This is a genomic window from Mongoliibacter sp. (assembly GCF_007692705.1).
Lineage (GTDB): Bacteria > Bacteroidota > Bacteroidia > Cytophagales > Cyclobacteriaceae > Mongoliibacter.
Window position 1 is genome coordinate 1 of sequence record NZ_REBN01000160.1, and the last position, 25356, is coordinate 25356.

Annotated in this window: 18 protein-coding genes; 6 read left to right on the forward strand and 12 right to left on the reverse strand. The window is 39.9% G+C overall.

The features are described from left to right. Positions 1 to 415 precede the first annotated feature (415 nt). The 5 genes from EA341_RS10285 to EA341_RS10305 all read left to right on the forward strand — a co-directional run bounded on the left by EA341_RS10285 (position 416) and on the right by EA341_RS10305 (position 6468). The gene (locus EA341_RS10285) at positions 416 to 1417 is read left to right on the forward strand and encodes a phosphotriesterase (RefSeq protein ID WP_293013782.1); all 1002 of its coding nucleotides are present in this window, start codon (positions 416 to 418) and stop codon (positions 1415 to 1417) included. A gap of 59 nt (positions 1418 to 1476) precedes the next feature. Next, entirely contained in the window at positions 1477 to 3006 is a 1530-nt protein-coding gene (guaA, locus tag EA341_RS10290) for a glutamine-hydrolyzing GMP synthase (protein WP_293013784.1), read from the forward strand. A 140-nt stretch (positions 3007 to 3146) separates the two neighbouring features. Beyond that, entirely contained in the window at positions 3147 to 4802 is a 1656-nt protein-coding gene (locus tag EA341_RS10295; RefSeq protein ID WP_293013786.1) for an ABC transporter substrate-binding protein, read from the forward strand. Between the two features lie 10 nt (positions 4803 to 4812). Continuing rightward, a complete protein-coding gene (hemL, locus tag EA341_RS10300; protein ID WP_293013789.1) occupies positions 4813 to 6102 on the forward strand; it encodes a glutamate-1-semialdehyde 2,1-aminomutase in 1290 nt (429 codons plus the stop codon). A 15-nt stretch (positions 6103 to 6117) separates the two neighbouring features. Beyond that, positions 6118 to 6468, forward strand: coding sequence for a Spx/MgsR family RNA polymerase-binding regulatory protein (locus EA341_RS10305; RefSeq protein ID WP_293013791.1), 351 nt, complete (start codon positions 6118 to 6120; stop codon positions 6466 to 6468). A 42-nt stretch (positions 6469 to 6510) separates the two neighbouring features. Here EA341_RS10305 and EA341_RS10310 read toward each other — a convergent pair whose 3' ends face one another. Continuing rightward, the gene (locus tag EA341_RS10310; RefSeq protein WP_293013794.1) at positions 6511 to 7458 is read right to left on the reverse strand and encodes an NAD-dependent epimerase/dehydratase family protein; all 948 of its coding nucleotides are present in this window, start codon (positions 7456 to 7458) and stop codon (positions 6511 to 6513) included. 145 nt (positions 7459 to 7603) lie between these two features. On the opposite strand from EA341_RS10310, the gene kbl reads away from it, so the two are divergent. After that, positions 7604 to 8797 carry a glycine C-acetyltransferase gene (gene kbl, locus EA341_RS10315; RefSeq protein WP_293013797.1) on the forward strand — a complete coding sequence of 398 codons (1194 nt, stop codon included), beginning with the start codon at positions 7604 to 7606 and terminating at the stop codon, positions 8795 to 8797. A 116-nt stretch (positions 8798 to 8913) separates the two neighbouring features. Here the strand turns inward: kbl and EA341_RS10320 are convergent, their stop codons facing one another. From EA341_RS10320 to EA341_RS10370, 11 genes are all read right to left on the reverse strand, one after another. Beyond that, positions 8914 to 9588, reverse strand: coding sequence for an energy transducer TonB (locus tag EA341_RS10320; RefSeq protein WP_293013800.1), 675 nt, complete (start codon positions 9586 to 9588; stop codon positions 8914 to 8916). A 68-nt stretch (positions 9589 to 9656) separates the two neighbouring features. Continuing rightward, the gene (locus EA341_RS10325; protein ID WP_367127274.1) at positions 9657 to 10043 is read right to left on the reverse strand and encodes a VanZ family protein; all 387 of its coding nucleotides are present in this window, start codon (positions 10041 to 10043) and stop codon (positions 9657 to 9659) included. Further along, the gene (gcvH, locus tag EA341_RS10330; RefSeq protein ID WP_293013803.1) at positions 10044 to 10421 is read right to left on the reverse strand and encodes a glycine cleavage system protein GcvH; all 378 of its coding nucleotides are present in this window, start codon (positions 10419 to 10421) and stop codon (positions 10044 to 10046) included. Positions 10422 to 10477: 56 nt separating this feature from the next. Further along, entirely contained in the window at positions 10478 to 17440 is a 6963-nt protein-coding gene (gene sprA / locus EA341_RS10335) for a cell surface protein SprA (protein WP_293013823.1), read from the reverse strand. 229 nt (positions 17441 to 17669) lie between these two features. Then, the gene (gene ruvA / locus EA341_RS10340; protein WP_293013806.1) at positions 17670 to 18269 is read right to left on the reverse strand and encodes a Holliday junction branch migration protein RuvA; all 600 of its coding nucleotides are present in this window, start codon (positions 18267 to 18269) and stop codon (positions 17670 to 17672) included. Continuing rightward, a complete protein-coding gene (locus tag EA341_RS10345; RefSeq protein ID WP_293013808.1) occupies positions 18266 to 20536 on the reverse strand; it encodes an NADP-dependent malic enzyme in 2271 nt (756 codons plus the stop codon). The genes ruvA and EA341_RS10345 overlap by 4 nt, the downstream gene beginning before the upstream one ends. 23 nt (positions 20537 to 20559) lie before the next feature. Continuing rightward, positions 20560 to 21663: a DUF4837 family protein gene (locus EA341_RS10350; RefSeq protein ID WP_293013810.1), complete on the reverse strand. Its 1104-nt coding sequence runs from the start codon at positions 21661 to 21663 to the stop codon at positions 20560 to 20562. A 70-nt stretch (positions 21664 to 21733) separates the two neighbouring features. Then, complete coding sequence (locus EA341_RS10355; protein WP_293013812.1) at positions 21734 to 23149, reverse strand: LysM peptidoglycan-binding domain-containing protein; 1416 nt, start codon at positions 23147 to 23149, stop codon at positions 21734 to 21736. Positions 23150 to 23162: 13 nt separating this feature from the next. Beyond that, entirely contained in the window at positions 23163 to 24596 is a 1434-nt protein-coding gene (gene gatA / locus EA341_RS10360; RefSeq protein WP_293013815.1) for an Asp-tRNA(Asn)/Glu-tRNA(Gln) amidotransferase subunit GatA, read from the reverse strand. Between the two features lie 21 nt (positions 24597 to 24617). Continuing rightward, on the reverse strand, positions 24618 to 24821 hold the full coding sequence (gene tatA / locus EA341_RS10365) for a twin-arginine translocase TatA/TatE family subunit (RefSeq protein WP_219293360.1): 204 nt from the start codon (positions 24819 to 24821) through the stop codon (positions 24618 to 24620). Positions 24822 to 24933: 112 nt separating this feature from the next. Beyond that, positions 24934 to 25356, reverse strand: a 423-nt coding sequence (locus EA341_RS10370; RefSeq protein ID WP_293013818.1) for a murein hydrolase activator EnvC, incomplete at its 5' end; no start/stop codon positions are given.

Below are 25356 nucleotides of genomic sequence, written 5' to 3' on the forward strand. Positions count from 1 at the left end.
AACACTTTTTGAAGGTGAAAATGGGAGTGAAGCTATGGATTGATAATTTCTATAATATGATTATCAGCTTTATTGCCAGTAAAATCTTTATAATGAAATTAACATATGATTTCAAGCCAATATCAATAAATGTCCAATCCCGAACTCGGGACAAGTATTCTAATAATATCGGTTTGATCTAAGCCCCTTGTTTAATTGGTTAGTGGTGCAAATTCGGATCTACATTTTCTAAAAATACCATTGAAATTTTGAGTCAAAAAAACCGTGATTTTTTTAATAAAAATACCTACAAATTGAAGGCTGGTTTCGTCATTCTATTCCATGCTTTGGGATATTAGGATTCATTTGTTAGTAAATCATTGGTGGTCTTATTCAATTTATCTTTATTTTTAATTCTGTCATCTAGAAAATTGATATGAAAAGGATCATACTGCCCTTCTTAATTGCTTTCTTATTTTTTTCTTGTGCCGACCCAAGTGCAGAATCATCCTATATCCAAAGCGTTTCAGGTAGGGTCAATCCCGAAGATATGGGGCTGACTTTGATTCATGAGCATATTTTGGTGGATTTTATAGGTGCTGATTCTACGGGGTATCATCGTTGGGATAAAGATTCAGTTGTTCAACGGGTATTGCCATTTTTGGAAGAGATCAAATCCAAGGGAGTAAAGACCCTGATTGAATGCACTCCCAGCTATTTAGGGAAAGATCCGGAGTTATTGCAGAAACTAAGTGATCTGACGGGTATTCGATTCCTAACCAACACAGGCTATTATGGAGCGGTAGGAGGAAAATACCTTCCAGAACATGCATATACTGAAACTGCAAGTGAATTGGCTGCAAGATGGATCAGGGAATTTGAAGAGGGTATTGAAGATACGGGTGTGATCCCAGGGTTTATCAAAATTTCAGTCAATGAAGGTGCTGAACTTTCTGATATGGATAAAAAACTCGTGAAGGCTGCAGCTTTAACACATCAAGAGACAGGGTTGCTGATTGTTTCTCATACCGGGCCATGGTCCACTGCAAAAGCCGAAATTGATATTTTGATGGCAGAAGGAGTAGATCCGTCAAATTTCGTTTGGGTACATGCGCAGGCTGAAAAAGACTTTGAAAATTACAAAAAAGCTGCAGAGATCGGAGTTTGGATCAGTTTGGATGGGATCGTTTGGGATGTGGATGGACATTTGGAAAGGGTTCTTTTTTCAAAAGAAAATGGTCTTTTAAATCAAGTCTTACTTTCGCATGATGCAGGCTGGTATAGCCCAGGAGAACCTGATGGGGGTGATTTTAAGGGTTTTAACGCTTTATTTGATGAGTTAATACCCAAAATGAAGGAAAAAGGATTTACAGAAGATGAGCTAAATCAGATTTTGGTAGATAACCCAAAAAGAGCATTTTCCATCAAGGCAAAATAATCTTCTGAAAATTTACTGATTTCCTTTTCTCATTTTCACTTGCCTGTGTACCTTTGCGCATGGCAGAACAGATACTCATCTTAGATTTTGGTTCTCAGTATACACAACTCATCGCTCGAAGAGTTAGGGAACTTAATGTTTATTGCGAAATCCACCCTTACAATAATATTCCTGAAATTACCTCAGATCACAAAGGGGTAATCCTTTCAGGCAGTCCCTGCTCAGTGAGAGACGAAGGTTCTCCGGACATCGACCTAGATGCATTGAGGGGAAAATTACCCATTTTGGGAGTTTGCTATGGGTCTCAACTTTTAGCTCAAAAATATGGAGGCGAGGTTCTTCCTTCTGAAATCAGGGAGTATGGGAGAGCTAACCTAGATCATATAGACTTACATTATGATTTATTAAAAGAAATGACACATGGGTCTCAAGTGTGGATGTCACATGGAGATACCATAAAAACGCTTCCTGATGGATTTGATGTGATAGCCAGTACAGCTTCGGTTAAAGTAGCAGCATTCAAAGTTCAAAATGAAGAAACATACGGGATACAATTTCATCCTGAAGTAACACATTCGGCCGAAGGTAAAAACCTTTTGAGAAATTTTGTGGTCAATATTTGCGGATGCGCTCAGGATTGGACTTCCGATATGTTTATTGACATCACAGTGGCTGAACTGAAAGAGAGGATTGGTGCTGACAAGGTGGTCATGGGACTTTCCGGTGGCGTTGATTCTTCAGTGGCAGCAACACTGATACATAGGGCAATAGGTGAGAACCTCACCTGTGTATTTGTAGACAATGGACTCTTGAGAAAAAACGAATATGAGGAGGTGTTGGAATCCTATAAGACCCTTGGTCTAAATGTCATCGGGGTAGACTCCAAGCAAAGGTTTTATGATGCTTTGGCAGGGATATCAGATCCAGAGGCTAAACGAAAAGCAATAGGCAAAGCTTTTATCGAAGTTTTTGATGATGAGGCGCACAAGATCGATGGCGTAAAGTGGCTTGGGCAAGGGACAATATATCCCGATGTCATAGAGTCTATTTCGGTAAAAGGACCTTCGGCTACCATAAAGTCACATCATAATGTCGGTGGACTTCCTGATTTCATGAAACTTTCAGTGGTTGAACCATTGAATACGCTTTTCAAGGATGAAGTCAGAGAAGTAGGGAGAGCTTTGGAGATACCGGAAACCATTATTGGCAGACATCCGTTTCCTGGTCCAGGATTGGCCATTAGGATTCTTGGGGATATCACTGAAGAGAAAGTCAAAACCCTTCAAGAAGTGGATCATATTTTTATTCAAGGGCTCAAAAACCACAATCTATACGACCAAGTATGGCAGGCTGGCGCCATTTTATTACCTATTCAATCCGTAGGAGTAATGGGAGACGAAAGAACTTATGAGAGGGTAGTAGCATTGAGGGCTGTAGGCTCGGTTGACGGTATGACAGCCGACTGGATCCATCTTCCATATGAGTTCCTAGGTAAAATGTCAAATGAAATTATCAATAGGGTAAAAGGGGTGAATAGAGTGGTATATGATATTTCTTCCAAACCACCTGCTACAATAGAGTGGGAATAAATTATTCGTTGAAATCGATCAAATGAAATGATGCCATCCGCTGAAGGGTGGCATTTTTCTTTTCTTTTGGTCGAAAATGGGTTAAATTCGTGACCTTGAAAAAGGTACAGAATTTGCCTATTAATTTGAAAATGTCATTTATGAGACGAGTCTTCTTTCTATTTCTTTTTGTTGCTTCATTTTTTGTAGACAGTTTAGCTCAAGATAGGTTAAGTGATTACAATAGAGCCAAAACATTGATTGGATATGGTAATTATGGTGAAGCCATGGAGCTTCTTAAGCCTTATATGGATAGAGATCAGTACGGTCAGCTTTCTAATTATGCCAATTATCATTTTGCCCATGCTGCCTATCAAAGCAAGCAATATGAGTTGGCAAGAACTACACTTCAAAGAATAGCAGATCAAAGAAGCTGGCAAAAGTCAGAAGATGCAAAGTATCTTTTATCACTCTCTTATTTTCAGGAAGGGAAAAATAAAGAAGCGCTTGAAGTCATCAATTCCATTTCGGATAAATCTCTGAAAAGGGAAGCAGAAAACGCGACATTCCAATTCTTAAAAGAAGCTCCACTCGACTTCTTACTCGGAAATGCAAGGAATTATACCGAAAACGCCGGCTACAGGTTGGCTCTTAAATCCCAGTTAGATAGAAAAACTATTCTTTCTTCTGCTGAAAGAGAGATGTATGCTGAAATAAGAAAGTCAGATAATGTTTTCGCTGGGACTACTGAAGATAAGAATGGGGATGTGTTGGAGATTGCATTGCTTCTTCCATTCAATTACTCGGGAGGTTCAGGAGTCAGGAATCTGAATTCTGGAAACTTTGTGTTTGAACTTTATCAGGGAATCTTGATGGGAGTCGAGCAATTGAAAAAATCTGGAGTCAAAGTAAATATGAAGTCATTTGATACAGGCAGGGATGAAGGAAAAATAAAAAGTATATTGGCAGATCCTTTTTTAAGGCAAGCAGATGTCATCATTGGGCCTATTTACCCAGAGGAAGTGGAGGTTGTGATGAGTTATGCCGAAAGCAGAAAAATCCCTTTTATCAACCCGCTATCCAATGTGGACGATAAAATTCGGGGATTGGAATTTGCCTATCTTTTTAGACCTTCTGTAAGTTCTATATCAGACGGTGTGGTGGATTTTGCAAGAAAAAACATCAATGGTAAGAGAATAGCTTTAGCTTACTCTTCAGCCTTAAGGGATGAACAATTGGCTAGACAAATAAAGGAAACAGCCACAAAGTTCAATTTTGATGTTATTAGGTCAGAAAATGTATCAGGAAAATCAATTATAGATTTTTTGAGAGATCTTCGCCTCAGTAGTGATGCAAGTTCAGCAGCTGATTTGGTTATCTTACTTGCAGACGATCCTAGTATAGGTTCTTCTACCTTGGGTTTTCTGGAATCTCAAAATATAAGTGTTCCGATATTGGTCATGGATACCTGGCTCTATTTCAATTTTGCCAATTTTGAAATGTTGGAAAGCGAGAATTTTTATTTTATAGGGAATAACTCACTTAGACTTGGTGAAGAGAACATCAAATCTTTCAGGGAAAAATATTTTAACCAATACATAACCCACCCCACATTCAATGCCCATCTGGGGTATGAACTTGCCCAATGGATTGGCTCGGTGATAAATAGTGATCAGGGGTTTGATTTTAGGACTAATTTAAATAAAAAGGGTTTTTGGGAAGGAAAAATAAGTTACGGACTTGATTTCAAAAACAGTCTGAGCAACAAGTTTGTTCCTCTATTGAAATTGGAAAATGGAAAATTAGAAATCAAATAATATATTATTCATGCAGATTACCCAAAGTAAGTCATTGTTTGAAAAAGCAAAAAATTATATACCGGGAGGAGTAAATTCTCCCGTTCGTGCATTTAGAGCAGTAGGAGGAGATCCTATATTCATAAAAAGGGCAGACGGGGCCTTTATTTATGATGAAGACGGGAATGCATACATTGAGATGATCAATAGCTGGGGTCCAATGATCCTCGGGCACAACCATCCGATGATCAGGGAAGCAGTAATAAAAGCAATGGAAAACGGAACCTCATTTGGTGCACCAACGGCCCGTGAGGTAGAAATTGCAGAGCTTATCGTGTCAATGGTGCCTTCAGTTGAAAAAGTGAGGATGGTCAATTCTGGAACTGAGGCGACCATGTCAGCCATTAGGGTGGCAAGGGGATACACAGGCAGAGATAAATTCATCAAAATGGAAGGACATTATCATGGTCATGGTGATTCCTTTTTGATCTCTGCAGGTTCTGGAGCGATTACGATGGGAAACCCGGATTCGCCTGGCGTTACAAAGGGAACAGCGAAGGATACGCTTTTGGCTCCTTATAATAACTTAGAAGCAATTGAGCAATTGGTAGCTGCCAATAAAAATGAGATAGCCGCGCTTATACTTGAGCCTGTACCTGGTAATATGGGATTGACACTTCCCAAAGAGGGTTACCTGCAAGGCCTGAGAGAAATTTGTAATCGCGAGGGAATTGTTTTGATTTTTGACGAGGTAATGACAGGGTTTAGGCTCGCTAAGGGCGGAGCTCAGGAGCTTTTTGGTGTAACGCCTGATATGACTACCCTCGGGAAAATCATAGGTGGCGGCATGCCTGTTGGTGCTTACGGTGGCAAGAAAGAGATTATGGAGTTTGTTTCTCCTGCCGGACCTGTCTATCAAGCCGGAACCCTTTCTGGTAACCCGATTGCGATGGCAGCTGGTCTAACCATGTTGAATTATCTCAATGAGCATCCTGAGGTTTATGTCCAGCTGAATGATATAGGTGAGAAAATAGCTTCTGGAATCAGGTCAGGCTTAGCTGATTTGGGGTTGAACTATACTGTCAATCACCTAGGGAGTATGTATAGCCTTTTCTTTACCGAGAAGGAAGTTTTTGACTTTGCATCGGCTAAGTATGCTGACACTGCTTTGTTTGGGAAGTATTTCCAGGCAATGCTCAAAAGAGGGATTTATTTGGCTCCTTCGCAATTTGAGAGCCTTTTTCTATCAACAGCACTGAAAGAGGATCTAATCCAAAATATTTTGGAAGCCAATATGGAAGCATTAAAAGAAATTCATTAATCAAACTGAAGTAATATGGAATTGAAAGTATATGGTATCAAAAATTGTAATACCATGAAAAAAACATTTGACTTCTTAAATGAAAAAGGAGTAGAATATACCTTTACTGACTATAAAAAAGAAGCACCTGATGCAAATTTATTGGTGATGTTTGCGGATAAGGTTGGTTTCGAAAAGCTCATCAACAAAAAGGGAATGACCTACAGAAAGCTATCTGAAGAGGAAAAAGAAAAGCTGAAAGATGAGAAGGAAGCCTTGAATATACTGAGTCAAAAAAGCAGTATGATAAAAAGGCCGATCATTGAATTTCCTGATGAAGAATTGGTGCTAGGTTTTGAACCTGAACAGATTGAAGCTAAATTATAAATCGAAAAAGCCCTGAAGTATATAATTGCTTCAGGGCTTTTTTTAAAAGGAATAGCTAGGAAGATGTTGCAAAATATCTGCTGTCATTTTTTTTAGATCAAAGTCATGACTCCAGCCCCAGTCTTCTCTTGCCCTACTGTCGTCTATACTGTCAGGCCATGAATCTGCAATTGCCTGTCTGAAATCCGGCTCAAAACTGATACTAAAGTCAGGATAGTGAGATTTGATACTTTCAAAGATTTCTTTTGGCGAAAAGCTTATTGCAGCAAGATTATAACTAGACCTGATCTTGACTTTTTCCCTTGGGGCATGCATGAGATCCAATGTTGCTTTGATGGCATCAGGCATATACATCATCGGTAAGTAGGAATCTTCTCTTAAAAAAGAAACAAAATGTTCTCCTGCGATGGCCTTATGGTAAATATCTACTGCATAATCTGTAGTGCCTCCTCCAGGAAGAGATTTGTAACCAATCAGTCCTGGATACCTAAGGCTCCTTACATCCACATTGAATTTTTGAAAATAATATTCACACCATCTTTCTCCTGCTTGCTTAGAAATCCCATACACCGTATTAGGTTCTTTTACGCAGTATTGGGGTGTGTTGACTTTTGGTGTATTCGGTCCAAACACGGCAATGGATGAGGGCCAGTAGACTTTATCTAATTTCTCTTCTTTTGCCAATTCTAGGATAAATAAGAGACTCTCCATATTTAGGTGCCATGCAAATAGGGGGTTTTTCTCACCTGTTGCTGAAAGTACGGCTGCTAAATGATAAATCTGCTTGATATTCTCTCTTTTCACCAAGGCCCTTACTGCGTCCTTATCCAGTACGTTGAGAACTTCTGTCTTACAAAAATCTAATTTCTGGAGATTATCAGGACTGATATCGGTGGCAATTACATTATCGCCTCCATATATGTCAGTCAGTGCGTGGGATAATTCAGAACCTAATTGTCCAGCAGAGCCGATTATAAGTATTCTATCCATATGGGTTGTTTCTACCTCAAGGCCAGACCTGACCCCTGAGCTTTTTTGATTATATTTGGGTTTGAGTGGCAAAAATAGTGATTTCAGTGAATGTATAACATTTAATTTCCACGAGTGTTTTTAAATATAATCAAGTCAATAAAATATGTACGAAACGTTAAAACCCAAATTAGAACAAGAATTGAAGGACATTGAGGAAGCTGGACTTTTCAAAAAAGAGCGAGTTATAACTTCACCTCAATCGTCAGAGATTACGATTACCGGAGGTAAGAAAGTACTTAACTTCTGTGCAAACAACTATCTGGGGCTTTCCTCGCATCCCAAAGTGGTGGAGGCCGCCAAAAAGGCGATAGATACCCACGGTTTTGGACTGTCTTCAGTTAGGTTTATTTGCGGAACACAGGATATCCATAAGGAACTGGAGAAAAAGATATCAGAATTTTTAGGCACAGAAGATACCATACTTTATGCAGCAGCATTTGATGCGAATGGAGGTGTTTTTGAACCCATATTCGGGCCTGAAGACGCTATCATCTCAGATGCACTCAACCATGCGTCGATTATTGACGGAGTTCGATTGTGTAAGGCCATGAGATTCCGTTATAAGCATAACGATATGTCCGACCTGGAAGCGCAGCTACAAGAAGCAGATGCTAAAGGAGCCAAACAAAAAGTCATTGTAACAGACGGTGTATTTTCTATGGACGGTACCATTGCCCAGTTAGATAAAATTGTAGCCCTTGCAGAAAAATACAAAGCCGTTGTCATGTCGGATGAATGTCATTCTACTGGCTTTATGGGTAAAACAGGAAGAGGTGTTCATGAACACTGTGGCGTAATGGGAAAAATTGATATCATTACAGGAACCTTAGGCAAGGCCTTAGGGGGAGCCTCAGGAGGTTTTACTTCAGGCAGAAAAGAAATCATTGAGTTATTAAGACAGCGTTCTAGACCTTACTTATTTTCCAATACTTTGGCTCCATCCATCACAGGGGCATCAATTGCGGTATTTGATTTGTTGACAGAGACAACTGAATTGAGGGATAGATTGGAAGAGAATACAAAGTATTTTAGGTCAAAAATGACCGAGGCTGGTTTTGATATCAAACCTGGTGAACATGCCATAGTTCCTATCATGCTTTATGACGCAGTGCTTTCACAAAAAATGGCTGAAAAGCTTCTTGAGAAAGGAGTTTATGTCATTGGATTTTATTATCCGGTTGTTCCGAAAGGCCAGGCAAGGATCAGGGTTCAGATTTCTGCGGGACACGAAAAGTCTCAACTCGATACTACAATAGCTGCATTTATTGCAGTAGGGAAAGAATTGGGAGTTATATAATCATACAGTACACTCCGAAATTAGAAAAACTGCAGAAAACACTTCTGCAGTTTTTTTATCAATTACACATAAAAAAAGGGGCGTTAAGCCCCTCCTTATATTTTTATGGATATGGATTATCCAAGTTTGAATCTGATCGGAAGTCTCATCCTAACTCTTACCGGACGTCCTCTTTGCTTACCAGGTGTCCACTTAGGAGCATTAGAAACCACTCGAAGTGCTTCTTCATCACATCCACCGCCAATTCCTCTCAAGATATCAACATCCTGAATTGATCCATCGGTGTTTACTACGAATACAACATAAACTGTACCTTCAATCCCCATTCTTCTTGCTTGAGTTGGGTATTTAAGATTTTTTCTTAAATAATCATTCCAAGCTTCCATACCTCCAGGGAATTCAGGAGAGTTTTCCACAACATCAAAAATTTCATCTGCTTTCTCCACTACAGGGGCATCAGCAATAACGACTTCTTTGATGACTTGATCTTCCTGAACATCCAAATCGAAGTTTACTTCAATTTTTTCTTCAATTTCCACTTCATCAGGAATTTCCTGAATTACCGGCTGCTCAATTGGCGGCGGTGGCGGTGGCGGCTGTTCTGTGATTGGAATATCGAGTAGTTCTTCAAAATCATCGGATACCTGTCCTAAATCTTTCAAGCCCAAATCATCGAAGGATTTGTATTCGAAAGCAAACAGAACCAATCCGACGCTAACGAAAAGACCTAAGTTCAGGAACAATCCTGACTTTTTGGTCAAATCCGCCTTTGGCGTTTTTTTAGCTTCCATGGTTGTACTTTATAAAGGTTAATTAATTTCAAATCTATTAGATAACAATTGTAGCCAATTATTTTTACTTATACAAGTCTACTTTTAGCCTTATATAAAAGGAAAAAGACTACAAAACCTGCTAGCCCTCCCACAAGGTTAGCTACGATATCTTCATACTCAAAGGATCTTTTGGGTATGTATTTTTGTAAATACTCTACTAATATAGGGAAAATTATTGTAAATACTAATAAATTAGTCAATAATTTTTTCCAATCGAGCTGATTTTCAGCATTTAAGGTGCCCACCCTGCACCATAAAAAGGTCAAAACAGCAAATATGCCAAAATGAACCAATTTATCTGCATGCGGGAAGGTGGGTGTTTTCGGTAAATTATTTCCGGGTGTCAATAGTGCAATCAAGACAATGACTAACCAAATGATGGCCGGTAATAATCTGTGATTATTTAAACTCAATTAGGCTCCGATCAATTCAGCATATTCTTCAGAAGTCAAAAGATCTTCCGGAAGTTCTCCGCTAATTTTTACTTTTATCATCCAACCATCTTCATACGGAGACTCATTGACCAATTCAGGAGATGATTCAAGCTCTTCGTTGAATTCCAGAATCTCACCTTCTAGAGGCATGAATAAATCTGAGACAGTTTTTACTGCTTCTACTGTTCCAAACACTTCACCTGAAGCAATGGACTCACCGACTGTCTCTACTTCCACATAGACGATGTCACCCAGTTCTCTTTGTGCAAATTCGGTGATTCCGATAGTAGCTACACCATCTTCAATTTTGACCCATTCGTGGTCTTTGGTGTACTTTAGTTCTTTAGGCAAATTCATAAATTGAGTTTTTATTAAGGTCGGTAAAAATACAAGGATTCATCAAATCAAAAAACCTATTGTGATAAATTAAATCGTAGTTGTCCACCAAAGGCTGTAGAGCTCCTACGGAAGGCGGTAGTGACACGTGGATCATTGACTGTCCTATCAAAATAAAATTGAATATTTAGACTCTGGTTAATCACATATCCAATTGTTGGCCGAATCTGTAAATTAAGATTTCCATTGGTTACAGTGGCAGGTTCTTCTAATTTTCGCTGAATTTGCCTTGTGTCTACTACTCGCGTATTTAATCGTAATTGAAGGTCATTTTTGAGAACTTCCTGTCTTCCCTGAATTTTGAATGGAATTTTGACTCCAGCTTTAGTATATCCTAGGTCAAACCCAAAATCCCGGCTGTTTTGTTCAGTTACCTGGGCGTTGGAAAAATTAAGTCCGATATTCCTCTCTGTATTATACTCTAAATTTATATTTAAGCGATCTTTTGTCAATAAATTGATACCTATAAGTGGTGAAAATCTTTCGGTCAAAATCACTTGATTCAATACAAAGATCGGTATGTATTCACCAAATTCATTGGTAAGTGTAGCACCGGGGATGTCTCTGACACTATTAAATAGCTCCAAACCTGTCTGATATAGTAAAGAATTGGAAAAATTACTTACCTCATAGGTTGAAGCATAGCCGTGAGTAAGGTTGATGCTCGCAAAATATTCTCTTAATGCTGGAACTTGAGAAAGACCTTTGTAATCCAAACGCCAATTGGGGATTGGGATTCTAGGAAAGGGGTTTAATTCTATTTCTCCAGGGTCTCTTCCTGAATAGGCAGATATAAATGCTAAAGTCAACACATCCTGCCCATTAAGTGTATATTCACCACCAGGATTTGCAGCATTGAGGCGGCTTTGGATGATAGATCTGTTTTGTTCAAATTGACTGAATATGGGAGAATTATTACTTTGGTCATCTCTGGCGAAAGTTGTCCTGAGCATGGAGTAGGTTATACTATATCCCCCCATTCGGTTTGGGCTCAAAGAGGTGAACTCTCCAGGATTACTTTCTGAATTACGGAAGATTTCACTGTATTCACCACTTTCTCTTTTTCTTGCTTCAAAGGTGATCCTGAAGTCCCTAAAAGGCTCCGCTAGGGCATTTACCTGAATGTTGATGGCTTGATTTTGCCGGAAAGCTTGTGTCAGTTCGGTACTGGGTGCCATGAGTCCCTGTTCGGCAAACCCAAATCGCACATTGGGGTTCTGTCCTCCGAGAATGAAACCTAAACCAGGATTCATGAAGCTCCTGTCTAGTCCCATTAAGCCAGTATTTTCCATATATCCAGGTAAAAAAGTCCCCTCTACTTTAGAAGCCCTAAAGGTGATATCCTTAAACATGGTGACAAATTTCAAAAGTCTATTGGTAAATGGCGTACCTATAGTATCCTCTGCATTTACAGACGGTCTTCCAGGAATACTGGGTCTCTTCGGGGCGTTGAGTGCTCTGATTTTAGCATTTTTGTTGTAAAGCTTTACCAAGTCTATCCTGCCATTTAAAGCTTGATCACGGGTGTTTTGAATAACATTTCCTAAAGTATCCCGCTGACCAATGGCACCTGTCATCCAGGTGTAATTAGCGCCATACCGATAGTCCATTCCTATCCAGTCCAAGGCTCCGATTTTATCAAAAGGTAGCTTGTAGTTGAGCATTACTTGGTGATTATAATTCGTAGTTCTTCCAAGATTCCTAAGATTCACCATTACTGAATCTCTGGCTTCCTGAGAATCCCTTGAACCCTCCGGCTCATCTATAACAGCCAAAACCCTTCCGCTATAATCTACCCTGAGATTTTTTGTGAGATCCCAGTTGACATTATAAGTTCTGTTTAGAAAAAAGCTTTTTTGAAAGAAGGGTTCGACACCATCAGTGGTTAAAAATTCATTTCTGTATTGTGTTTGCATGTATCTTCTGTCCACATCTACCCTCGCAGATACTGAGGTAGGGGAGAAGTTGAAGTTGGTATCTTTTATTAGCTTGAAATTACCTAGCCAATCTGCATTTTTAAATGGCTCCAATATGGCCGGTTTGGGTTGAAATACATAGGCAAGATTTCCCACGTATGATTCAAACAAGTAAGTTTCAGTATCAATATTGCTTTGTCTTACCGAGCCATAGGCGTAGGAAACGGAAAAATTACTGAGATCCCAAGGTTTTACAGATTCCTTTTCGGGATTTCGGTTTTTCCGGACATTTGAAAAACCTATATTTCTACGCCTTGCCAAGTCCAAAACTTGGCTTCTGTAAAAATCCCGGTCTGCATCTGTGGTGAATTTATCCAAAGCCTGTGATAAGAGGACATCGGGGTTTAATGGATCATATTCAGGCCTGACAGTTGTATTTTCCATACTGGCATACATCGGAATAGTCAGGTTCATGGCTTCTGGAAGAAGTTTTTCCACATTGACATTTGCAGAAATATCATATTGTGTGGAAGCAAAGAGGGACCTTTGAGACAGCCTGGTTTCCAATCCTCCAAATCCCACTGAACTGTGTCTTATAGAAGTTGATACAGTAGCTACATCGGCTATTTGAGCATTTAGGATGGCATTGGCAGCCCATCCCGAAGATTCTTTAAACCCTGTAACCCTTAGTTCATTTGCCCATATACAAACTGATTTGGAAGCACCTCCTGTTTCTCCAGGGTTTCTGATACCAATCATCATTCCCTGAATCAAACTCAGTTCGGGCCGGCCGACTACTGTTACTTTGTATTGTCTCACTTCCTGGGTAAAAGCTAGATTAAGTGGAACCCTACTGTTGTCCCTGGCTATTTTGACACCTACTATTTCGTCAATGGCAATATCTATTTCATTTTCCAAAGGCCATATTTGCCGAGGATCTCTTGTCCCTCTAGGGGTAATAAGTAAAGGTACTTCTATCTCATAATAGTTGTCGGTGTAATCAGTACCCATTCTTAAGAATGCTGTCATTTCCCCATCTTCAGCATCCTCGGAATCAGCATGGAAGAACATTTTTACACGCTCAAACTGTACCAAGTCCAAGGAACTTGCATTCTTAAATACAGCTCGTGCATCTCTGGCTTGAAGGTCTTCTACACATAGTCTCAAAGATTGCTCGTTGAGTTGTCTTTCAACTGCTGCAAGGTTATCCCTATCCCTTGTGATTCCGGGAGGCAGGACGTAAGGGCTTTGGGTAGGAGAGCCCTGGCTGTTCTCTTCAATATTGACCACTCCAACAGTCAAGTTTGAATTGTCTGGTTCTGGAATCTCAAAAAAACCTCTTTCAAAAAGCGATTCCTGGAAAACCCTCCACTGACTTGCAATTAGCCTGAAGTTGGCCATCCTCAACACCACTGGCTGTTCAAATTCCGTCATATATGTTCTCATAAAACGGATAGACTTGAACCCGGAAATGTCACCTTGTACCCTGTCAGGAGTACGGATTGGGATTCTGAACAGATACCAATCCACTTGATCGCCACTTTGGGTAGAAGTCACTTTATCTATGATGTAATTTCTCCCTACCTCCAACTCACCGGGCCTAAGGTCTATTTCATATTCGTAATAGGCCTCAAGTTCGTTGATGGTATTATCATTATTCAAGTCTTCATTGTCGGGTAAGTTTGATCCTGATGGGGTAAAAGGCAGGTTTACATTAGATGTGATTGGAGTGTTTCCTTCCATCCCATTAAATTTCTTATGTCTTTCCAGAATCTTTACATTGTTACGGTCATACTCCTCATCCAAATAATATTTGAAATCATCATTGGAAGGATCTTCAATGATTTCCTGTAACGCATTTGGGGAGACACTTAGCCGGTTGATGAATCTGTCTCTGAAAAATTCAACTTCCTCCTCACTATTTAATCCATCCAAACCAATATCCTGATTTTCTCGCGCTTCAGGTGAATTGTCAAATGCCGGAATTAAAAATTGCTGCCTTGTAATTCTACCCCATTCTGTAGTGGCAGTCCCTGTGGGATCCCCATCTGCCGGTAAGCCGTTTTCAAATCCATGTCTTCCATCTTTGATGACATCTTCAGAAATCTCACCCAGGTTAAACCGTAGTTTACCACCGGTGGTGTTGTTTTCATTGAAAACACCATCTAAAACCCTGCCGTTTTGACCTTCAATAAATGGATCTAGCAACCAGAATTCTATGTATTCAATATTGGTTCTGTCAAAATCTACCTCAGTCGTAATAGCACGGGTGACACCTCCATAATTAAGCCTTGGGTTTGGTAAAAACCCTTCTGGTGTAAGGCTTGGATTATAATTGTACATACCTCTTTCACTTGGGAAGTAGGCCAATTCAAAAAGAGGTTCGGGGACAATTATCACATCTCTATCCCTGAATTGAAAAATTTCCTGAGGTATTACCCTTCTGACATAGTGGTTTTGACGGTCTTCACGACTGATATTGGAAGGTACTCCAGGGCCGCTTTCTCTGTAAAAAACATTGTCAATATTATACCATGATACTTTTGCTCTTCTGTACGCATTGCCTAATCTATCCTCTGTAATACTACTCAAGTCAAAATCGTCATTGCTGGTTCTTGGTGTGGCTGCCAAGCTCCAGGTTTGGGCGGCTGCATTTCCAAGACCATATGGTGTAATGGCTGTTTCGAAGTCATCAATGTAGGATGCCTGCTCTCCATTTACCCGGTTTGAAGTTCCAGGTAAAAGTTGTGCAAACTCACCACTAAACTGTATGATTGATTTCTCTTTTGTATTGGTGAATGGAAGTGCATCAGCAAGCTTCGTTAGCCAACGGGACTCATCATTGTAATTGGCATCCAAACCCCACATGCTGTTCCTAAGTGTCTCAGACCCGGTGGCAATTCTGGTGATATTTGGCCTTTCATTGAGGTAAAGAAATGTACCACCAATGTTCAGTTTGTCATTTACCATATAATCCAGCCTTGTACCCAATAAACTACGGGTTTGGAAGGAAACCAAATCTGCCTTTTCGAAGCTTATTGATATCCTTTTTCCTGACTGTAATATACTTTCATTAATGATGTTTAGCCTTCCTATATTATAATCGACCGTAAAGTCTACACCTTCTGTCAAAGGAATATTTCCAGCCATGACTATGACAGAGCCGGGAGATATGTTCAACCCTGGAAGCAGAATTTCAGAAGCAGAGCCAGCTGTAAGTCGGCCTTTTATGAAATATTTATCGAATCGGGTAACCAGTTCTGCGTCAGCTTTGGTAGTGCGGTATAAGGTGTCAAAAACATACCGCTCTGCGAGGTTTCTCTCATTGGGCTGGAAGAGGTTTCTTAATGTCCTTCCAAAAGGTTCCAAGACAGGGAATACAAGCAGACCTCTATCAGGGAAGATGGTAATTCCCGGAACAAAGTCAAAATTTCCGTCTGGAGAGGGATCATTTTGTGGATTCAGGTTGTCTAAACCCATCAACCTGATCAAAGGCCTATTGGCTACATTTTCACCTTCAAGTAAAGTAGGGTTGTCTAAGCCAGTTCTATCGTCTCTATAAATCACCTGAAGCTGGAAACCGTCGGGACTGATCTGATTGGCATTGAGATTATAGACGTTTTTCATCATCAAGTCCCATGTAGGTATATTGATGTTGATCCTGGCAGGCCGGAGCATTTTCATAAAGATCAACTCATTTTCAGGACGGTTTTGATAATCCTCAGAAAGTTCACCTACTTTAAAAACCTGGCCATTGAAAGTGTACTCGTAAGCAACTGCCAATACTTCATCATTCTGTAATCTCCTGGTGAGAGATATGTAACCCAGCTCTTTATGGAAAATAAATTCAGTTTCTGCCAACTTTCTGGCACCACTTACTTGTTCAAAATCAACTCCTCTAGTCAGTTGAAGGTTGGCTTCTATGGCTGAAGATCCTGTATCAAAGGGACGGAAAGCATTATTGGAAGCGAGATTTTGAAAGAGATCGTTAGAGCCATTGGCAGTAGGTGCTCCTGGGGTTCCTGTTCCTATATTAGGATTATCAGGTCTAAATATCCTATTGCCTTCACCCAAATCCATAAAGGCAGCGAAGTTCCGTAAGGTTTCAGTATTATTGGCCCTGTTCATGATATATACTTCGACCCTGGTTATATTGACTCCGGATAAGATTTGAGGTAATCCTCTTAGCCATCTTTCATAATTGTCCCTGAAAAAATGTCCAAGGAAAAAGTGTCTGTTTTCATCATAATTTGACCCTTGGATTTCAAATTGTCTTCCCTGACTGCCTCCTTCTATAACCAATTCGTCTCTTCGTCCCCTTTGTGTAGAAGCGACAGCTGTTACAAAAAGATTACCGAACTGCAATTGTGTTTTGACTCCAAAAAGGTTTTGTGCACCCTGGATCAAACTGTTTTGCACAGGCATACTTACATTACCAATCTCAATGGATTTGATGATGTCTTCACGGAATCCTGTGTATTCAAGCTTGAGTTGGTTTTGGAAGTCGAAGGAATTATTAGAGTCAAAGTTGGCGCCAAGATTTACTTTTTCACCCAGATTCCCATTTACCGCCATTTGTATTTGCTGGTTGAAATTGAAGTTGCCGTTTTGTTGCTGTCTTATGGGAATGGCTGGGTTGTCTATTCTCCTGAATACGGCACCCAAATCCAAGTTGACAAATCCGGTAGGAACTATATTGATTTCATCTCCACCGAAAATCCTGTCGAATTGTGGCGTACTTGTCATAGGCAATACCAAATCTCTACCGGTTACAGGGCTGTCTCCATCCATACCTCTTGACCTACTTCTCCAATATTCCTGACGGACTTTATATTCCTGAATTTTGGAAAATTCATCAAAGTCATATACGACTCCTGAGTCTACATCGCCGCTGTCTAATTCGTTTTGAATCCTGTACTTTAATGTAGAGTCAACTTCTACCTGAACCCTTTCCTGTGAAGGAGAAGAAGGGAAAAATGGTGAGTACCTTGGCCTGTAAGGATTTTGCTCTGGATAAAGTGGATTGGTATTGAGGTTTTGCCACAACAAAAAAGAAGGCAGCATCCGCCTTCTACTTAAAGAATCAATTACATTAACATTGAGTGTGTCTTGTGGCGCTACCACTACGGAGTCTGGGAAGACTGTTGTGGTGTCGGATTCTACTTCCTGAGCGTTGACAGAATTAACTGACAAGGCAATACATGTCAACAGAAAAATTACTGTTGCAACATAAATACGGGAGCATTTGGAAAAAAAATCCTGCCGAGACAAAAGACCAGAAATTTAAAGGTTGTTAAGGTGCTTTTAAAGATGCTTTAATTAATTCTTCTAATGAAATATCCATACCTGTTTTTTTCAAGACTGCAGCGATATTTTTTTCTGCAGATGATTTTGGAAAACCCAAGGTAATCAAGGCCTGTAACGCCTCCTCTCTTATTTTATTGTTTGTTTTAATAAAGCCGGTGGAGATATGATTAGGATCCAATTGACTCTCTTTTCTGATTTTGTCTTTTAACTCCAGCACAATCCTCTGTGCTGTTTTCGCACCTACTCCTTTTACATTCTGGATGGTTTTGTAATCTTCTGTGGCAATGGCATTTTCAAGTTCTTCGGCATCAAGTGACGAGAGGATCATCAATCCCGTACTTGGGCCTACTCCGGAGATAGAAGTTAGATTTAAAAAAAGTTTTTTTTCTACCTCTTCCTTAAAGCCATAAAGTGTGTGTGCATCTTCTTTGATATGCAAATAGGTGAGGAGCATAATATGCTCCTCATCCTTTATTTTTGAATATGTCTGTAAAGAAATCTTTACATGATATCCTACACCTGAAATATCAACAATAACATATGTAGGATCTTTGTGTACAAGTTTGCCTTTTAAATAAGCGATCATTTTATCCCTTTGGTTTGTGCGTCAACTACAGCAATGGCTACCATATTGATAATTTCACGTATGGAGCTACCGAGCTGTAATATATGCACAGGCTTGTTCATTCCCAAAAGAACTGGGCCTATTGCTTCTGCGTGTCCTAACTCTGACAAAAGCTTATAAGCAATATTACCTGAACTTAAGTCTGGAAAAATCAGGGTATTGGCTCTATTACCTATCAAAGCACTGAAAGGATAATTTTCATTTTGAATTTCTTCATTCAAGGCAACATTGGCCTGCATTTCTCCTTCTATTACCATGTCAGGATATTTTGCTCTGGCAAGAGCAGTTGCTTTGGCTGTTTTGCTGGCCACTTCACCTTTGGCTGATCCGAAATTAGAGTAGGATAATACAGCTACCTTAGGGTCTATATCGAAGAATTTTACCCCATTGGCTGTTAATCCAATAATTTCCACCAATTGTTCGGCCGTAGGATTCACATTGACTGTAGTGTCAGAGAAAAAGAACGGACCTCTTTCTGTATTCATAATGTACATTCCAGCCACGCGATCTGTACCTTCTTTTACACCAATGACATGAAGCGCAGGAAGTATCGTTTTAGGATAATCTTTAGTCAAACCGGAAATCAAAGCATCAGCTTCTCCCAATTCGACCATCATAGAACCGAAATAATTTCGATCTCTCATCAGTCGGAAACATTCTTTTGGCGTGAGGCCCTTCCTTTTCCTTTTTTCAAAAAGAATATTACCGTATTTGGTAAGCCTTTCATCATCTGTATAAGGATCAACTATTTGTACTCCAGTCAGGTCAAGGTTATTCTCTTCAATGATCTGATCGATCTTTTCTTTTCTACCAAGCAATATAGGAATGGCAACTTTTTCATCCCTTAGTATCTGAACAGCTTTTAAAATTTTGACATTGTCAGCCTCGGCAAATACAACACGCTTCGGATTTTTCTTAGCCCTGGTTACTACCCTTAGCATGAGCCTCTGATCAATTCCGATTCTTTCCTGAAGCTCAAGCTCGTAAGCTTCCCAATCTGTAATGATCGTTTTGGCTACTCCTGACTCCATAGCGGCTTTTGCTACTGCAGGTGCTATAGTTGTTATAAGTCTTGGATCTAGAGGTTTTGGGATCAAGTAGAATTTCCCAAAACTCATTTTTGCATCATCATATGCCTTATTGACAATCTCTGGGATCGGTTCTTTGGCAAGCGCTGCTATTGCTTTGGCTGCTGCCAGTTTCATCTCCTCATTGATGGCTGTTGCACGTACATCAAGAGCGCCCCGAAAGATATAAGGGAAGCCCAATACGTTATTCACTTGATTAGGGAAGTCAGATCTACCTGTTGCCATAATCAAATCACTCCTTGTTTCCATCGCAAGCTCATAGGCAATTTCAGGATCCGGATTGGCCAAAGCAAATACAATAGGATCTTTAGCCATTTTTAGTATTTGATCAGGAGTTACGATATTGCCTGCTGAAAGTCCTAAGAAAACATCGGCACCTGTAAGGGCTTCAGTCAAAGTGTGCAGGTCTCTATGGGTCGAAAATTCTTTTTTAATGTCGTCAAGATTTTGTCTGTCATTTCTGATGACTCCTTCTTTATCGCACATCACGATATTCTCTCTTTTGACCCCAAGGCTCATATAGAATCTCGTACAGGAGACTGCCGAAGCTCCGGCACCATTGACGACAAGATTAATTTCTTCAATTTTTTTGTCAACTACTTCCAAGGCATTCAGTAAAGCTGCCCCGGATATGATGGCAGTACCATGTTGGTCGTCATGCATCACAGGAATTTTCATTTCCTTTTTCAGTGTTGTTTCGATTTCAAAGCATTCTGGTGCTTTGATATCTTCGAGGTTGATGCCTCCAAAAGTAGGTTCTAAAGACTTGATGATCTGAATGAGTTTTTGCGGATCTTTTTCATCTATTTCAATATCAAAAACATCAATGCCCGCAAACTTTTTGAAAAGTACCCCTTTGCCCTCCATGACCGGCTTGGAAGCTTCCGGGCCAATATCGCCGAGACCAAGCACTGCTGTTCCATTGGAAATGACGGCTACTAAATTACCTTTAGCAGTATATTTGTAAACATTTTCCTTATCTTTTTCAATCTCTTTGCATGGCTCAGCTACTCCTGGGGAATAAGCAAGTGCTAAGTCCAGTTGACTGGATAAAGGTTTGGTAGGTACGACTTCGATCTTACCTGGTTTCCCTTGTGTGTGGTAACTCAGGGCATCTTCTCTTCTGATTTTAATTGCCATAAAGGTTATTTTTGTTTATAAAATCAGCTGGACTGATCCTCATTGGGTGATAATTCAGTAGCCAGCAAAAGGGTTTCAATCTCGCGGATAGCTTCTCTATGTGCTTCATTAGGATAATAAAGGAATCCCTCCATGTAGTAGAGTTTACCGTTTTTATCATCCACTACGACATACGCCATGAATGAACCTCCCATACTTAGGTTATTGGTTTTCCATCCTCCGCGGATTTCAATTGTAAAATTATTGTTAATACTGAAATTATTAAATATTGGAATAGGATCAACCCGTTCCGTTACTAAATATGAATTTCTATTTTTGGGATCCCCGTATATATGCATTTTGGTGATTTTCTCACGAAGTTCTAAAAGGGCTTCAGGAAATAATTGTTCTTCAGAAATGTAATCTGTTTCATAAAAAAATAAACTGATGTCTGCCCTATCCGCACGTGGGGTGGGTTGTCTAAGCCAAAGAAAATTATCAGCAGTCTTGGCGATTTGGTAAGATGCCGGCACATTGATTTCAAGGCCAAGCTCTCTACCCGCCACCTTAGCAGCGGAACTTTTTCTGTTGAGAATTGCCTTTTCAAGTCTGTTTCTTTCTTTTACCTGAAACAGGTTCTGTAGTTTGTTTTTATTCGCTCTTAGATTTTCAATAAGTTCAGCCTCATTATTTCCAAATAAATAAATAACCTCTTGACCTATAGCAAATTCGTCCTCACTTCTTAATATGTATCTGCTGGGGTCTTCCGAGGCTTGTTCTTTGGCCTCCTTACTGAAAAGTGCATTTATTCTTTGACTTGCAGCTTTTTTATCATCGAAAGTGGTCACATAAACGATGTTTGTGGCCATTTTGAGCATGCGGTTCATTCCCCTTGGGTCGACTTTCCTTATGTCAAACATGCTTTCATCTCTGATCAGCCCATGAACATCTTCCTGGAAAATAGCTTTCAGTTCTTTCCCAACGGGGCCATCCCATTTTGTGGAATCTATAGCCAAAATGATTTCACCAATGGCTCCTCTTGCTTTTGGCTTTGTAGAATTTTTGGACTCTTCTGTTTCCTCACAGCTCCAAAATGCTATCGACGCAATGCAGATGAGCATTACAGTTGTTATTCTTTTGAAAATCATACGTTTGATGTTTTGACCTTTACAAGTTATCAATTCCAAGAAGGATTAAAAAGTTTTACTAATAAAATAGTTAACCTATGATTAATTTTTGTCCTGGTTTGATTTGATTAGAATTTAGGTTGTTGAGCCTTTTAATTTGGTCAACTGTCACACCATTCAATTTTTTTGATATCAGCCAAAGACTATCGCCTGGCTGTACAGTATATACTTTTTGGTTTCCTGAGGAAGTATTGTTTTGAGCAATTGAGTTGTCAAAAGATCCGTTTTTTGTATAAATATACAAAGTCTGACCTACCCTGATGTTGTTGGAAGAAAGGTTATTCCAAGCCTTGAGGTTGGTGACAGTAGTGCCATGGTTTTGGGCAATTTTGCCAAGAACATCACCCGACTTTACCTTGTATGCAATCCTGGTTCTTTCACCCGTACTTACCTCAGCTTTGGCTTGTGCTACTGCTTTTACATCCGGCTGATTACTGGCCAATCTCAGGTCTAGCGCTCTTTCTGAGGTGAGTTTAACTGCAGAAGAGAAATGTTCTTTGTTTTCAGCAATATATTCCACTTTGCTTTTTGGAATCCTCACTGCCATATGCTTATGGGATAAAGGGATTAGGCGATGCTGTATAGAAGGGTTAAGATGCTCCAAATCCTCTATGCAAATACCTGTGAGATTTGCCAACTCTTCAAGATCCAATTCCTGATTAAAATTGATCTTCTCGTAAGCGATGGGATAGGTGGGTTCTTCAAGTATGAAATTATGTTCTTCAGCATGTCTGATGAGGTACATCATAGCCTGAAATTGGGGGATATAGCTTCTTGTTTCCTTCGGAAGGTAGTTATAAATCTCCCAAAATTTGGTTTTTCCACCTGATCTTCTGATTGCTTTGCGGACATTACCCGGTCCACAGTTGTATGCAGCCAAAGCTACCTCCCAATCATTGAACATGCGGTATAGTGACTTCAGGTATTTCGAAGCCGCTTCTGTAGACATTTCAGGATCCATACGGTCGTCTATATCCATATTGGTATGCATGTTATACATACGGCCCGTTGCCGGCATAAACTGCCATAAGCCCATCGCGCCTACACGGGATTTTGCTTTTGGGTTAAGGCCAGATTCTATTATCGCCAAAAACTTAACATCATCTGGCATATCATGTGCTTCAAGAGATTCTTCAAACATCGGAAAATAAATATCTTTCCTCTGAAGCACCATTTTGGTATAATCTCTATTTCTTACAGCAAAATAATTGATGAATGCAAAAATCCTTTCATTGAGTTCGAAAGGCATGCTGGTCTCCATTTCCTTGATACGCTGTTCAACTTCTGCATATGTGAAATCTGGAATGTGTTCGAACTGGTAAACGGGAGAAATAGTTTCTTCTTCGACGCTTGTATTGCTAAACTGAAATAATTCCTGACCATAAGAAAAATGACTTACTGATGCAGCAGCTATAATAGCACTAAAGAAGCAAATGATTTTTTTCATGGTCTGGGTTTCTTTAATCGTTACTGTTTATTTCCGTAAGGTATTTAGCAAAAGCATAGAGTTCTGCCTCCTTGAAGGAATTGGCCATTACTTGAAGACCGATGGGAAGACCCTTTTTATCCTTACCATTGGGTATGGAAATCGCAGGTACACCAGAAACTGAGGCTTGTACGGTAAACAAGTCTTCCAAATACATCGCGACAGGATCATTACTATGCTCTCCAAACTTAAACGCTGTAGTTGGCGTTGTCGGCATAATAATATAGTCATATTTTGTGAGTAAATCTTCAGTAAACTCTTTAATTAATCTCCTTACTTTTTGGGCCTTAGTGAAATAAGCGTCATAATAACTGGCGCTCAGTACAAAGGTGCCTAACATGATTCTTCTTTTGACTTCCTCTCCAAAACCTTCTGACCTTGTTTTTTTATACATACTTTCAAGGTTATGTGCATTTGGAGTTCTGTATCCATATTTGACACCATCAAATCTCGAAAGATTGGAGCTGGCTTCTGCTGTGGTCAAAATATAGTAGGTAGGGAGTATATATTTCAAAAGCGGGAAATGCACTTCTTCTACCTGATGCCCTTCCTCTTTCAACTTTTCAAGAACAGCAAGGGTATTTTCCTTGATTTCTGCCTGGAGTGCTGGTGACTCCAGTGTTTCTGTCAAATAAGCTACTTTGGCTCTTTTATTGAAGTGCAGTAATTCTGAATAATGTGGTACAGGCTTTCTGGAAACTGTTGAATCAAAATTATCAGGACCCGCCATTATTTCCATGACAAGGGCATTGTCCTGAACATTTCTTGAAAAAATGCCAATGGTATCAAAAGAAGATGCGTAAGCAATCAGTCCCCATCTGGAAACCCTGGAATAAGTAGGCTTGATTCCAACTAAACCTGTAAATGCAGCAGGTTGCCTTACGGATCCTCCAGTATCTGTTCCCAAAGCAATCGTACACAAGTTTGCCTGTACAGCTACGGCGGAACCTCCTGAAGATCCTCCTGGTACACGGCTTTCGTCGGCTGCGTTTAATACTTTCCCATGGACAGAATTCTCATTGGAACTACCCATACCAAATTCATCACAGTTAAGCCTGCCAATAATGATGGCGTCCTCTTCTATGAGTCTTTGTACTGCCGAGGAAGTGAACTGGGATTTAAATCCTTTTAGAATTTTGCTGGAAGCATTGGATTCATGGTCTTTGTATACCAAGACATCCTTGATTCCGATTACCATTCCAGCAAGTTTACCGGCTTTTCCAGAAGAAATTTTCTCATCCACTAGAGATGCTTGTTCCAAAGCGGAATCCGTATAAACTTCAACGAAGGCGTTGAGATGCGCCTTCGTTTGGATATTTTTGAGGTAATAATCTACAATCGCTTTACAATCGGTTTCCCTATTTTCCAGCGACTTTTGTATGTCATCAAATGAAAGGAATTTTTCCAAGTCTTTTATCTTTGAATCTTATCAGTCTTTTTTCTTTTTTTCTTTCAGACCTTCTTCTAGGTCATCCTGAATTTCTTTGGTTGCATCTTTGAATTCTCTGATTCCTCTACCAAGTCCTCTTGCTAATTCAGGGATTCTTTTTGCACCAAAGAGCAGCAAAATCACCAGAATGATTAGGATGATAGAGCCACCGCCCATATTTTGTAAGAAACCCAATGTTGTCATGGTTGTATTGTTTAAATTTTAAATTACTACAAAGATATAACAGCACTTCTCTTAGACAAAGGAAAGCTGATACCATATGTCGCTTTTTTTATAAATATACGAATTATTTGTTTCATCGCCCTGCAAGCCAAATGGATGGGTCCATGGGTTGTAATCCTTTCCAAGTTTCAAAGTGTACTTCAGCTACTCCGTCTTTATTGGTATATACCTGACCCAGCACCTGTTTTGCTTTCACTTTGTCTCCAGACTTGACCGAGATTACTTTTAATTTGCTGTACATCGTGTAATATTCCCCGTGCTTTACCACAATGGTGCCACCATATCCTGGAACAGTAAATATTTTGGTTACTTCTCCATCAAATACAGCTCTGACATTTGCATTTGGAGTAGTCTGAATGTCCAGCCCATCATTGTCTTCAGTTACACCTTTGACAGTGGGGTGGGGGTGGGTTCCAAACGGTCTTGAGACAAATCCACTCTCTACCGGCCATGGGAGTTTGCCTCGATTTCCCGCAAAGGAATTCGACAGGGCTGC

Coding starts and splice junctions, on each gene's coding strand:
- EA341_RS10285 (WP_293013782.1), top strand. CDS start 416: ATGAAAAGGATCATACTGCCCTTCTTAATTGCTTTCTTATTTTTTTCT.
- guaA (WP_293013784.1), top strand. CDS start 1,477: ATGGCAGAACAGATACTCATCTTAGATTTTGGTTCTCAGTATACACAA.
- EA341_RS10295 (WP_293013786.1), top strand. CDS start 3,147: ATGAGACGAGTCTTCTTTCTATTTCTTTTTGTTGCTTCATTTTTTGTA.
- hemL (WP_293013789.1), top strand. CDS start 4,813: ATGCAGATTACCCAAAGTAAGTCATTGTTTGAAAAAGCAAAAAATTAT.
- EA341_RS10305 (WP_293013791.1), top strand. CDS start 6,118: ATGGAATTGAAAGTATATGGTATCAAAAATTGTAATACCATGAAAAAA.
- EA341_RS10310 (WP_293013794.1), bottom strand. CDS start 7,458: ATGGATAGAATACTTATAATCGGCTCTGCTGGACAATTAGGTTCTGAA.
- kbl (WP_293013797.1), top strand. CDS start 7,604: ATGTACGAAACGTTAAAACCCAAATTAGAACAAGAATTGAAGGACATT.
- EA341_RS10320 (WP_293013800.1), bottom strand. CDS start 9,588: ATGGAAGCTAAAAAAACGCCAAAGGCGGATTTGACCAAAAAGTCAGGA.
- gcvH (WP_293013803.1), bottom strand. CDS start 10,421: ATGAATTTGCCTAAAGAACTAAAGTACACCAAAGACCACGAATGGGTC.
- sprA (WP_293013823.1), bottom strand. CDS start 17,440: ATGCTGCCTTCTTTTTTGTTGTGGCAAAACCTCAATACCAATCCACTT.
- ruvA (WP_293013806.1), bottom strand. CDS start 18,269: ATGATCGCTTATTTAAAAGGCAAACTTGTACACAAAGATCCTACATAT.
- EA341_RS10345 (WP_293013808.1), bottom strand. CDS start 20,536: ATGGCAATTAAAATCAGAAGAGAAGATGCCCTGAGTTACCACACACAA.
- EA341_RS10350 (WP_293013810.1), bottom strand. CDS start 21,663: ATGATTTTCAAAAGAATAACAACTGTAATGCTCATCTGCATTGCGTCG.
- EA341_RS10355 (WP_293013812.1), bottom strand. CDS start 23,149: ATGAAAAAAATCATTTGCTTCTTTAGTGCTATTATAGCTGCTGCATCA.
- tatA (WP_219293360.1), bottom strand. CDS start 24,821: ATGACAACATTGGGTTTCTTACAAAATATGGGCGGTGGCTCTATCATC.